Consider the following 11,343-nt stretch of genomic DNA (forward strand, 5'->3'; position numbering starts at 1 on the left):
CACATCATGCTCTGAACATGCGCCCACCTGTGCCTGAAACCTTATTAGAGAAACCTCAATTTAGTGGTGCCGAACGAGGGGGCTAGACACCCATTTTCTGTGCTTCAGTAAATGGGTCGGAACGCCTCTAACCAAAAGGAGGCGCACCACGATGCAACAGATCAATGCCAAACTGTCCGAACTCTATTCTTCCAGGGTTGCTCATCTGGCGCATGCGCTATCGCTTCCCCCGTGACGTCGGCCTCTCGTCTTTAGGATGGGAGGGTCCGCTGTCGCGGACTTGTGCATCGCCGGTCTAATGCGCCGTCTTGGCCAAAGCGCTGCATAGCTAAGCAGGGAAAGCTACTCACCAGTCGGACTGCACAGTTTCCCATGGAAACCGTTTTGGTGATCCGCCTCGATTGAAATGGTCTGCCGTTATGGCTAAGAAAACTGGGGAACCACAAGCGTTGCATCTGGCCTCTCAGCTAGGATAGCCCTATCTGTCGATCCGCGTTCTGGGCATCATGCCTGGAATTCATCGTTGAACACACTTCAACCTGTTCTCTGCTTACCGATTGCCAGAACCAGGTCCGCCTGCCAGCATTGCTGCTTGGCGCATTCGCTGGAACTCGTCAGGTGTGACGGTTCCATCGCTGACATCAATACCCTTGGGAATCCGCGCTCGTTTGTGTCCGACTACACGAACGCTGCTTCTTGTGATTTCCAGGCAGGCAGAGTTGTAGCAAGTCAGCCCATTTGTGTTGATTTGAATAGCGGTCTGACCAATTGCATTGGTGACCAAAGGAGCCTGGGTAGTAGTGGCGCAAGCTGAAGCCAACACCGCAAACCCGAAACACGCCCATTTTTTCATACGCAACTCCTTTATTCCTCAAAGATAGGTCAGCAACCGTTCAGTCAAATTTTTCGAGCGTCTACTTCGAGCCCAAAATGCGCAATTCTACGTCTTGTGCGAAATCCTTTTTTTTCAGGCAACGCGCAACGAAGTCGGACGTCCATCCAACAACAGTTGCACTACTGTAGGACACCTCCAAAGAACGGTGAACTCTTCACATTTTCGTTTTGCACAAACTGGAAAGGTGGAGAGAAAAGATGTCACAATTTGATCTGCTAACAACGCTGCGAAACCAATACCCGGCGACTACGGCTGCGGCACACAATTTGGTCTTACGCACGTCTGAGCTTTCAGTTGCCAGAAAGCACAAAGTTCAGATTTACGTTGACCAGACTCCTCGGGCGCTGATCGCCTTCGAAAATGGCCTTTGGGAAACCTTACTTTGGGCCGCCCGAGAATCCAATGCGACAAGCGCAGAGCGGCTGTTCAAATTCACAGCAAACTTCTTCGCTCAGTTCGCATTGGCATGTCCAACGTGGAATAACGTCCTGCCCGAAATCACAGATTACTTGATTGCAGCAAGCAGTGCAGAAAAGTCCCTGCTTACTGACGCTGTCGACCAGGTCAAAAGAGAACAATCCATAATGATTGGCATCGGGCGCGAGAACTCATCGAACCGGACGAGCAAACAACAGTGATCCGCATTCAGCCTTAACCGGGTCGCTGCAAAAAGAGGCACCGGGTGTTTTAGGGGCTCCACAGTAAACGCATTGATTGGAGAAGAAAATGAAAGACCTTGATTCACAAGCTTGGGACATTGTCCTTTCGATAACGCCCAAAGACATATTGAAGTTCTACCAAAAGACTGACGACCTTAGTGATCTACACCAAAAAATTTATGAAGATTTTCTGGTCAACGGTCGGTTTGCTTGCGTGCACCATGAGTTTTTCTTTTACTCAGATGCAGCTGAGCAGCAAACCTATGTACTGCGTGTTCAAAGACTCACTGGGACCCAACCGGACTCTTTTCGGCGGTGATTCAAAGGATTGCGAAGGTTCTGCCGGGCAATACGAGACTCGTCTTCAACCGGACGCAAGAGACGCCAAAAATATCACGACTGGCTGCAGATTGTTGGACGATTCAAGAAAAAACGGTTGAACCTTCGAAAATCGCGCTGTGTATGAGTAAGAACAACGAATTTTTCAATTGCCTGCGACTTTGCGAAAATCAAAACAGCAGTTTTGTCTCCTTCCATCACTTGCCAGAATCTACCGATTCAAAGGCGCTCCAACCCTGCACGGATCATTTCAACCAGGCCGCGCGCGAAGGGTAGATCGTTTATGTATTCGTCAATTGTGAAGTCGCCGTTTACTTGAGGCAATTGTACTCTGGCCAGCCCTGTTTCACCGGCGAGGCTATGCACCGCGGAAATAATCAAACGATCAATGAAATAGTCTCGCACATCTATTTGGCGTACTTTTTTGACAGCGGCCTTGAAGTCTCCTTTCTCAACGTCTTCCAAGCAAAGTGTAATCTGGGTCCAAGTTGGCAACATGGGATTCGCATCCGTCGCTTGTCGCACCAATTCCGCGCCTTTATTGGGGTCGCCGACAAATGCAATCCATCCTCCAGCCACAGCGAGCAGAAGATTGCCATTCGGATTGGCGCGAATTGCGGCATCAATTAATTGCATAAAACTAGGTTTATCTCCATCCAATTGGGCATAGACGGCTGCTGCGATCAGAGCCTCCTGGCAATTTGGCTCAAAAGCCAATGCTTTCTCTGCGTGAGTTCGGCCATCTTCGACAACGGACTTCAATCGTTTTTGTCCAACACCTACCTGTTCAATATATCCAAACGCCAATAGTGCGTGCGCCAAGCCACTGGTTGGGTTCTCCCTGACAGCAGCTTGCGACAGTTCCAACATTCGCGCCAAGCTGCTGACTTTGTTTGCGCGAAGGTGGGTGTGGAACGCCAACAAAGCTTCATACACGTTTGAGTCCGAAGCTGGTCGCGTTTGAGCGTTTCTCGCAGCGTCGGTTGCAACAAACCCATATGCATCCGCAATGCAGACGGCGCAGCGCTTTGCGACGTCTTCTTGAGCTTCGAAAATATTGGCGTTGCTCAAAAAGATGTCTTTGCGCTCCGACCAAACTAGGTCACCGGTGTCTCTTCGTTTCAATTGAACAACTATGCGCAAACACTCGCCATCTTCGCGAACCGTTCCTCCCAGAACATAATCGCAGCGCTCAAGCGAGTTATGTTCTTCCTGGGTTTGTGACTTAGAGTTTTCGGCCCTAAAACCTGTAAGTACCCGGACATAACCGAAACGGGCGAGTTCCAGCGCAATCTCTTCTGGCAAACCACCGCGAAAAAAAATTGCACGCGCAGTCTCTGACCCTGAGAACGATCTAATGCCTAGCGTGGGCAACCTTGGCGTTTGCTCATCAGTCAAACTCGCGTTATTTGCCTGAAATTCTCGAATGCGAAAGGTGGGTCGATACCGACCTTTTGGAACCGATATTTCTACCCTGTTTTGTCTACCTGAGGTCAAATAATAATATTTTAATGCCTTTCTCAGTTTTACCGCTTCAGTTCGCACAACGGGATCAGTGTTGGGATCAAAGTCTGCGCCTCGTCCAAACACATCCATTGCCAACGCAGTGCCATGAAGTTCTTTACCCCTGCCGTCGATTTCACTTCTGACGAGGTGTTCAAAAAAAAATCTGTTGCGTTTGCTGACCGCGAAGTCACTCGAACCAACAATACGTTCCAGCTCTTCCAGGACCTCTTCTCTACTCACTTCTAAGGGCAAGAGTCACACCTTGGGGTCAGCCGCGCCAAATAACCTAAGTAGCACACTCTGGGTAGCACGACAAAGGAGACAACACCTTTTGGAAGTGATCGCCATCTCTAGGTCATGTTGACAAATGGCGGAGCCACAGGCGGATTGATGTGATGTCGACGAAACCGAGGAAGCTCTCTGCGGTTTTGTCGTAACGTGTCGCGACGCGGCGGGCATTCTTCAACTTATTGAAGCATCTCTCCACCAGGTTCCGCAGTCGATACAGTGGGCGATCAACTCCAACACGCTTTTTTCGCGACTTCCGCATGGGAATTACCGGTTGGATGTATCGGTTGCGCATTTGGTCACGAATGCTGTCTGCATCGTACCCTTTGTCGGCCAGCAGCGCTAAAGGTTCCGGCAGATTGTCGTCCATGATGAGATCGAAGCCGAGATAGTCGGACGTCTGGCCGGGCGTGATGTCAGTTCTCATCGGCAGACCGGTTGCATTCACCCGGAGATGGATCTTGGTCGTGAAGCCACCCTTTGAGCGGCCAAAACCCTGTCGCGGAGTCCCCCTTTTGCGCCCGCTGCCTGATGATGGGCGCGAACCACGGTGCTGTCGACCATTTGCAGGGCGTCAGGAACGATCCTGCTCTTGGTCAGCGCATCCAGGATTTGTTCCCAGAGGCCAGCAAGTGTCCAACGCCGGAGCTGTCGATAGACACTCGACCAGTTCCCAAATTCTTCAGGAAGGTCCCGCCACGGTGCGCCGGTGCGTGCTATCCAGAAAACGCCATCAAGAACAAGGCGGTGGTTGGTGGGTTTGCGACCATTCGGGGCGCGAACGGAAAGAATGAACTGTTCAAAGAAAGCCCACTCCTCGTCCGACATCAAATCTCGTGCCAAGCTGGTCTCCATCGCAGATGCCAGCTTGAATCATGCTCAAAGCCTGATGTGAATCCCTTTTGTCAACACGGCCTAAGTTCGGTGTTTCGTGTTCCAACTTATTTTTACTGCGATAGCAAATGTCGCAAACGACCTTACGGGTGCGTTGGACACAATGCGCTTTTCTACTGCATTTATGTGGGCAAAACTGTCGTTCGAAGAATCTTTAAAGACGAAAATGCAAATGCGTGGTAGCTCCAGATTATGGCAACGACAACTGCGCGAAATCGATCGCCCACACCTTACGCATTTGCGGTTGTTGGTGTCCTTTTTGCTTCAATCTGTTTCGGACTGGTTCCCTATTTCAGCCGCAGCCTGACCGAGCAAGGCGTCGCACCCTATGCGGTCGCATTCTATCGCTACATTGTTGCGGCGATTCTTTTGCTTCCAGTTCTCATCTTGCACCGAAAAGAATGGCGAGAGATCACTTGGGGCCTTTCAGCCGGAGCAGTAATGGGGATTGGTTGGATCGGATATGTAACGGCGCTGGAGAAGTTGCCCGCATCGACAGTGGGTGTGCTCTACATGACCTATCCGGTGTTCACCCTAGTTATTGCTTGGGCTGTGTTTGGCGATGCACCCACGCGACGCGCCATATTGGCCGCTGGTCTGATTGTGGTGGCGGCTGTCATTGCTGGTTCGCCCGCGTCAGTGCCTGCGGAGCATCTGCCAACGCTGTTGATATCTCTCGCCGCTCCATTTGGGTTTGGCTTCGGAATTTGCGTCCTCGTACACAAGTTGGCACGGATTGCGCCGTTGGCACGGATCGCGTCAGTTTCTCTGGGGTCTGTACTGGGCCTCACACCGCTCATCCTTGGTACTGAGGTTGGAGAGCTTCTTCCTAGAGAACAATCCGATTGGCTTTTCATTGCTGGTATTGGACTGGTCACCGCGTTCGTGCCCCAGCTTATCTACACGATTTGCTCGCCTGTCATTGGAGCCTCCCAAACTGCGGTGGTCGGAAGTATCGAGTTACCCACGATGTTTGCCGTGGGTTTTCTTGCTTTTGGCGAAGCCGTCTCTTTACCTCAAGCTTTGGCATGTGCCTTAGTGCTGACCGCAATCGCGATCACAAGAAGTAGAAAGACGCGCACCGTATCTACCGTGCTCGCAAAATCACCGAGGCGGTACTAATGGGCTTATTATGGTCGTTCACTACATGTTGTCGGAACGATTAGTTGGTTACTAAAAGCGGCTATAGACTTGAGGTTATGTGCTAGAGAACCCGCCAGAGCTGCGCTTCTGCCGATCTCATTTTTTGGCAAACTTTCACCCTGTCTTTGCGCCAGACAATATCCGGCCCCCGCTCCTTCCCCCCGGTCTTGCGGGAGAAGGCCCTTCGCTTTCAGGTTCGTATCCGCGCGATGCCTTTTATCGGAGGCCAGCCGCTTCCCCGCAGGCTTCTCACCTGCCCCGCTCTGACCCCGCACGGTCTTGGCGGTCCCCGGTCCGACGAGTGTCTGAAGACGTCGGTCGGCCGGTGGGTTCCGTAGTCGCGTTTCTGCACCGGGCCAGAAGGAGCCGCGTCGGTGCGGGATGGGGTAGTCCCCGAACCATAGTTCACAATTGGAGGCCGGTCGTGAACGTACCGTGGTCACCGCTTTTTTTGATCGTTCACCAGGGAAAGCAGCAAGAATAAACCGGGCGCAACGGAGACGGGGAGACCCATCCCAACCCGGAACGTCGGATTTTACGCTCTTGCTGACTAAGTGTATTGATCTCTATTTTTTGGGGATCTTTGTGTTTCGCGCGGCCGCAAGTTGTACAAGTCGTAGCTGGTGTGACGCGCGACAGCCCTCCAATATCGAAGGCCGCTCGACACAGAACCTAGCCAAATTGTTCTCTTCCTGTTCTTTTGTTTATGTGCAACCTTTGAAGGGGCCGCATCGTCTCAACCAGCGCTTTCTGAGCAATCAGTACTGCCTTGATGAACGTAAGCTTTTGGACGAGCGGCCTGACCCTGAAGTGTGCCAAACGGAGAATAAGATGAACGCTAACTTGGACGGTGGCCTGAGCGATCATGGCAACGTTGAAGATGGTGATGGTGACTATTCCGTCTATCCGCACATGGATGGGATCAAGTGTTCCATGTCATGGAAGCTCGGCAGTTATGGCGAACGCGGTGCTCTCTCTGATGACATGATCGAGAGCTTGGCTTAACGGTTTGACTTGCCAACTAAGCTCGTACGCGAACTCTCTGTGCTTCTTGGGAATTGCCTCAACAATGATGAAGACATCGCAATCAACCTGACCGAGGTCCGGCGCTCGCAAGCGATTGAACGAGGTCAAAAGCACCTCAAGACACTCCTGCGGGAAGCCAAACGGGGCACAATTACTGCACAAGAACTCCGGAACGCATTGGGCTCGCTTTCGACTTATTTCGCATCGACGCCAGAAGATGCAGACCTACTTCCACAGCTCCTCAAAAAGCTTGAGACCGCAAAAACGCTTGCTCAGGACGTGATGGATGACATTCGACGCATCATCGAGACACCCGGCGCGGTTGCAGAGATGTCGCCACGAGACAAGCGGTTCTCGCGCGACAAACGCCGTCAGTACATCGTCGAGAGTTGCTGCTATACCTGGAAAGATGCCGGTCGCCCCCTGACCTATACGACATATTCAGACGGTCGCCCCGGAGGACAACGGCAAGGCCCGCTCGTAAACTTTATCCAGGCTGCCGTGAGGATCATAACCGAACCGGAGCAAATCCTGAGCGGTGAGACGATCCGCGTGGATATTGACTATTTTCGCGACAAGTTTGAGCGCGAAGAGAAGGAGCGTTGGGCCCCGCCGGAATCGGGCAATCAATACACTTAGAATGAGCAAGCCCGCGTTGTCATGGTCATGGCATGACACGCGTTCCTGCCATACCCCCTTCAGACAACCACGCGCACCGGCAGGTTGAGACAGCGATTGACCAGTTGGTCCGATTGTTGGCTGCCCAGACAGTACGGGAACTGGGCCGGAACGCCTCTGACCAAAAGGAGGCGCATCAGGATGCCACAGATCAAAGCAAAGAATAAACAAATCCGCAAACTTCTGTCGGTGAAAGACGTCGCTGAACTGGACAATTGCTCGGAGAAGACGGTGCGCCGTGCGATTGCGGCAGGCTTGCTTGAGGTCATCCGGGTCGGCCCCGGCGGACGCCTCATCCGCATTGATCCGGCAGCTCATGCCGCCTACCGGCAGGCACAGTGCTGGTAGGTAATCGTGACCATTAATGTCCATTAATGTCAAAGTGTTACGGGCACTTCGGGAAGAGGGCATCCCCGTAAGTTGCGAACTTTCTGTGCTACGCTTTTCCCGAATCGGACCTCCTGTCCACACCCGTCCCCCCGAGACCTGACATGTCCAAAGGAACGTAAACCCGATGACTAGCCAGAGCCCCGTTCCATTGACATTGGCCTTCGTCAAAGCCGACACACCGATGTTCGCCGAGCTCATCGACCAACTGCGCTCCGACAGCTCTCTGTCGGACGGACGCCGCCGCGACATGATCTCCGGTCTGCGCCGCGTGGCCAAAGCCCTTGGGCTGCCGCCAGAGGATGTGCCCTGCGACAGTCGCTGGTTGCAGCCCCGTTTGTCCAAAGTCACACCCGCAGCACTCGGTCTTACAGCGAAGAGTTGGCAAAACGCGGTGAGTGATGCGCGTGCCGCCCTCGCGCATTTCGGGCTGGTGGAACGGCGCTTCAACCGGATCGATGATCTGTCTCCCGATTGGCAAGCGCTCTGGGCGAATGTACTGGCGTCCGGCGACAAGACATTGCAACCTGCACTCTGCCGCTTCGTGCATTTTCTGAACCGGCAAGGCGTCAAACCCGCCACTGTGCGCAAAGAGCATGGCGCGGCCTATCGAGAAGCCCTTGCGCATAACGAGATCAGCAAATCACCGGATGTCGCGTATCGGGCTGCGGTCAACGGCTGGAACCTGGCGGTCCGACGTATTTCTGAATGGCCCAAGGCCATCCTGCCTCTGGAAACGCGCCAGAAGGTCATCACCTTTCCCGTGACAGCATTTCCTACGCCGTTCCAAAGCGAGCTTGCAAAATTGATGCACCGTCTTGCAACTCCGGACCCGCTGGCAGATGACGGTCAGAACAGGGTACTCCGACCCGCGACCCTGTCCCAATACCAAAGACAGTTGGTTCGGTTTGCCTCCGAACTCGTTCACTCTGGTATCCCGATCGCGGAGATTGGCGGATTGGACGTCCTGATCAATCCGGTGATGGCTGAACAGGGTTTGCGCCAGATGTTATCGCGCACCAACAACCAGACCACAAAGATGATCAGTGAGATCGCCGCGCTGCTCCGCAACCTGGCCCGGATACTTTATGCACCCGATGACGCTCGCGATGCACTGGCCGGGCTTGCCACGCGCCTGGCGGTCAAACCTCAGAATGGCATGACCCAAAAGAACCGAAGCAGACTTCGAGTGTTGCAAGAGGATCGGCATCAACAGCGCCTGCTGCTCCTGCCTGAACGGATTTTCGCGCGACCACGCGGCACGTCCAAACCGTATGGCTGGGCTCTGGCGCGCGAAGATGCACTCGCCATCGCCATCTTGCTGGTCTGCCCGGTTCGCGTGAAGAACCTGGCTGGCATCCACCTGGAACGCCACCTGCACCGTCCTGGTGATGGCCGAGCCTACCTGGTTCTGGAAGACGGCGAGACCAAAAATGAGCGCCCTGTCGAGTTCGAGATCCCGCGTGATGTATTGCGCATGATCGACGTGCATCTCAAATCTCGCTGTCCGGAACTCTGCCCCGCGGGAACGCCTTGGCTGTTTCCCCGGAGGGATGGTCAGCATTCGGTTGATCCTGGCGTTCTGTCTGCGCGCGTCTCCAAACGGATCCGGAAGGAAACGGGGTTGGAGATGAATGCCCACCTGTTTCGGCATTTTGCGGTGATGAACTGGCTCGACGCCAATCCCGGCGGCTATGAGGTCGCGCGCCGGTTGCTCGGACATTCGGAGGTCAGCCACACGATCAACATGTATTCCGGTCTTGAGGCACGGTCGGCAACACGCGCCTTTGCTGACCTGATAGACGCCAAGAAAGGGCGTCGCTTATGAGCCTTGTTCTGCCTCTGTCTGATTGGCCCGTGCAAGACCGGGAGATGTGGCTCAACCTTCAGATAGAAGGTGGCCCACTCGACGATTGCGGCGCGCTGTCACATCTACGCGCGACCTCGTTGAAGACGTTAGAACTGCGCTATGCCCGATGGCTGCAATGGCTGATTACCAGCGATGCGAAGGCGATCACACTGCCTCCGGCTCGACGCGCGACTCTGCCGCGCATGTCCGCTTGGCTTCGGGACCTCTCACACACCCGGCCAATGACCCGGTTGATGTTCATTGACGGCGTTTTGTGTATCCTCTCCGCGGCTGACCCGACACAGGACTGGTCCGCTCAGCGGAGATTGAAAGCGGGATTGAAGCGCACCGCAGGACGGGGTGATCGGGATCGCAAACTTGGGCGTGTGTTGTCCAGCGAGGTTCTATTCAAGGCGGGAATGTCTCTGGCGACGGATCATGCAGAAGCAGCACCAACACCGCTGCGCCGTATGATGTGCCTGCGGGATGGCACCATGATTGCCATGCTGGCCTTGATGCCGATGCGGCGACGCGCCTTTGCAGGCCTTCGGATTGGCATATCCTTGCATGTCACAGCAAACACCATGACCGTCGCGCTCCCGGGGGATCTGACCAAATCAGGGCAGCCCTGGGAGGCTGACGTTCCTAGATGCGTTGAGCCGCTCTTGCGTCGTTATGTCAACGAAGCCCGTCCCTTTTTTATGGAGCGTGGCCAACAACAACACGATGTCTTGTGGGTCGGCAGGACAGGCGCACCATTAAAGCAAGATGCGCTGAGCCCCCGGATCGCGGAGCAGACCCTGAAGCTGACGGGTCGCCGCATCCCACCGCATTTCTTCCGGGATGCCGCCGCAACGACATTGGCGCGCTCCTCTCCGGAACACGCAAAGCTGATCCGACCAATTTTGGCTCATACGAGCTTCGGAACGGCAGAGCATCACTACATTCACGCCCAAACCATTGAAGCAGGCCGCGACTACGCGGATCTGATCAACCAGAAGAAAAAGGTCTGTCGATGACCCGAGTCGCAATCTATGCCCGTTTCTCCAGCCAGATGCAGCGAGACGCATCCATCGAAGACCAGATGCGACTGTGCCGGGAGCGGGCAGAACGCGAGGGCTGGACTGTTGTTGACGCCTATTCGGATCGAGCGGTCTCTGGCGCGTCCATGTTGCGTCCCGGGCTGCAAGCGCTGTTCAATGCAACCCAGGAAGGACGAGTTGATCTGATCTTGGCAGAGGCGCTGGATCGGTTGAGCCGGGACCAGGCAGACATCGCTGCGATATTCAAACGCCTGAGCTTTGCAGGGGTCGGCATCATGACTCTGACCGAAGGCGAGATCAGTGAGTTGCATGTGGGTCTCAAGGGGACCATGAACCAACTGTTCCTCAAAGATCTGGCCGACAAAACCCGGCGCGGTCTGCGCGGGCGGGTGGAGCTTGGACGCTCCGGTGGCGGCAGCAGCTATGGCTACGACGTCGTCCGGCGTCTCGGGCCGGACGGCCAACCCGTCACAGGAGAACGAATGATCAACGCAGCAGAATCTGAGATTGTCCGGCGGGTGCTTCAAGAGTTCTCAGAGGGGCATTGACGCCGATTGGTTCCGGGAAGCGTTGAAAGACAAAGAGATACGCGCCTGCATCCCTGGCCGGAAGCAGCGCAAGAAACCGGTTAAGTAC

General features: G+C 54.5%; 12 protein-coding genes and 1 pseudogene. 10 read left to right on the forward strand and 3 right to left on the reverse strand.

Annotation, left to right across the window (positions count from 1 at the left end):
* Positions 1-550: 550 nt before the first annotated feature.
* Entirely contained in the window at positions 551-853 is a 303-nt protein-coding gene (locus ACR0J8_RS23290; RefSeq protein WP_170617598.1) for a hypothetical protein, read from the reverse strand.
* A 239-nt stretch (positions 854-1,092) separates the two neighbouring features.
* Here ACR0J8_RS23290 and ACR0J8_RS23295 point away from each other — a divergent pair, with 239 nt between their 5' ends.
* Complete coding sequence (locus ACR0J8_RS23295; protein WP_480527411.1) at positions 1,093-1,533, forward strand: hypothetical protein; 441 nt, start codon at positions 1,093-1,095, stop codon at positions 1,531-1,533.
* Between the two features lie 88 nt (positions 1,534-1,621).
* Positions 1,622-1,873 carry a hypothetical protein gene (locus ACR0J8_RS23300; protein ID WP_480527410.1) on the forward strand — a complete coding sequence of 84 codons (252 nt, stop codon included), beginning with the start codon at positions 1,622-1,624 and terminating at the stop codon, positions 1,871-1,873.
* Positions 1,874-2,112: 239 nt separating this feature from the next.
* Here ACR0J8_RS23300 and ACR0J8_RS23305 read toward each other — a convergent pair whose 3' ends face one another.
* Together ACR0J8_RS23305 and ACR0J8_RS23310 are read right to left on the reverse strand one after the other, a co-directional pair.
* Positions 2,113-3,639, reverse strand: a complete 1,527-nt coding sequence (locus tag ACR0J8_RS23305; protein WP_480892612.1) for a hypothetical protein — start codon at positions 3,637-3,639, stop codon at positions 2,113-2,115.
* Positions 3,640-3,754: 115 nt separating this feature from the next.
* Positions 3,755-4,542 (reverse strand): IS5 family transposase gene (locus ACR0J8_RS23310; RefSeq protein ID WP_480892615.1). Its coding sequence is split into 2 segments (ribosomal slippage): positions 3,755-4,206 and positions 4,206-4,542, totalling 789 coding nucleotides; the frame shifts between segments, so codons are not numbered across the junction.
* A gap of 231 nt (positions 4,543-4,773) precedes the next feature.
* On the opposite strand from ACR0J8_RS23310, the gene ACR0J8_RS23315 reads away from it, so the two are divergent.
* From ACR0J8_RS23315 to ACR0J8_RS23350, 8 genes and pseudogenes are all read left to right on the forward strand, one after another.
* A complete protein-coding gene (locus tag ACR0J8_RS23315; protein WP_480892616.1) occupies positions 4,774-5,703 on the forward strand; it encodes a DMT family transporter in 930 nt (309 codons plus the stop codon).
* Between the two features lie 852 nt (positions 5,704-6,555).
* A complete protein-coding gene (locus ACR0J8_RS23320) occupies positions 6,556-6,729 on the forward strand; it encodes a hypothetical protein (protein ID WP_480892618.1) in 174 nt (57 codons plus the stop codon).
* A 39-nt stretch (positions 6,730-6,768) separates the two neighbouring features.
* Entirely contained in the window at positions 6,769-7,389 is a 621-nt protein-coding gene (locus ACR0J8_RS23325; RefSeq protein ID WP_480892620.1) for a hypothetical protein, read from the forward strand.
* A 180-nt stretch (positions 7,390-7,569) separates the two neighbouring features.
* Complete coding sequence (locus tag ACR0J8_RS23330) at positions 7,570-7,776, forward strand: helix-turn-helix domain-containing protein (protein WP_480442453.1); 207 nt, start codon at positions 7,570-7,572, stop codon at positions 7,774-7,776.
* 166 nt (positions 7,777-7,942) lie between these two features.
* Positions 7,943-9,643 carry a tyrosine-type recombinase/integrase gene (locus ACR0J8_RS23335; RefSeq protein ID WP_480527890.1) on the forward strand — a complete coding sequence of 567 codons (1,701 nt, stop codon included), beginning with the start codon at positions 7,943-7,945 and terminating at the stop codon, positions 9,641-9,643.
* Positions 9,640-10,683: a tyrosine-type recombinase/integrase gene (locus ACR0J8_RS23340; RefSeq protein WP_480442451.1), complete on the forward strand. Its 1,044-nt coding sequence runs from the start codon at positions 9,640-9,642 to the stop codon at positions 10,681-10,683. Before ACR0J8_RS23335 ends, ACR0J8_RS23340 begins: the two co-directional genes overlap by 4 nt.
* Positions 10,680-11,255 carry a recombinase family protein gene (locus ACR0J8_RS23345; protein ID WP_480527887.1) on the forward strand — a complete coding sequence of 192 codons (576 nt, stop codon included), beginning with the start codon at positions 10,680-10,682 and terminating at the stop codon, positions 11,253-11,255. The genes ACR0J8_RS23340 and ACR0J8_RS23345 overlap by 4 nt, the downstream gene beginning before the upstream one ends.
* Positions 11,245-11,343: pseudogene (locus ACR0J8_RS23350) on the forward strand (IS5/IS1182 family transposase); the annotation flags it as partial. The gene ACR0J8_RS23345 and the pseudogene ACR0J8_RS23350, both read left to right, overlap by 11 nt.

The sequence above is a fragment of the Ruegeria sp. N11 genome (assembly GCF_056531525.1).

What these genes read in the sequence shown, in the direction of transcription:
- ACR0J8_RS23340 (WP_480442451.1), top strand. Translation starts at nt 9,640, where the DNA reads ATGAGCCTTGTTCTGCCTCTGTCTGATTGGCCCGTGCAAGACCGGGAG.
- ACR0J8_RS23345 (WP_480527887.1), top strand. Translation starts at nt 10,680, where the DNA reads ATGACCCGAGTCGCAATCTATGCCCGTTTCTCCAGCCAGATGCAGCGA.
- ACR0J8_RS23320 (WP_480892618.1), top strand. Translation starts at nt 6,556, where the DNA reads ATGAACGCTAACTTGGACGGTGGCCTGAGCGATCATGGCAACGTTGAA.
- ACR0J8_RS23290 (WP_170617598.1), bottom strand. Translation starts at nt 853, where the DNA reads ATGAAAAAATGGGCGTGTTTCGGGTTTGCGGTGTTGGCTTCAGCTTGC.
- ACR0J8_RS23330 (WP_480442453.1), top strand. Translation starts at nt 7,570, where the DNA reads ATGCCACAGATCAAAGCAAAGAATAAACAAATCCGCAAACTTCTGTCG.
- ACR0J8_RS23335 (WP_480527890.1), top strand. Translation starts at nt 7,943, where the DNA reads ATGACTAGCCAGAGCCCCGTTCCATTGACATTGGCCTTCGTCAAAGCC.
- ACR0J8_RS23300 (WP_480527410.1), top strand. Translation starts at nt 1,622, where the DNA reads ATGAAAGACCTTGATTCACAAGCTTGGGACATTGTCCTTTCGATAACG.
- ACR0J8_RS23295 (WP_480527411.1), top strand. Translation starts at nt 1,093, where the DNA reads ATGTCACAATTTGATCTGCTAACAACGCTGCGAAACCAATACCCGGCG.
- ACR0J8_RS23315 (WP_480892616.1), top strand. Translation starts at nt 4,774, where the DNA reads ATGGCAACGACAACTGCGCGAAATCGATCGCCCACACCTTACGCATTT.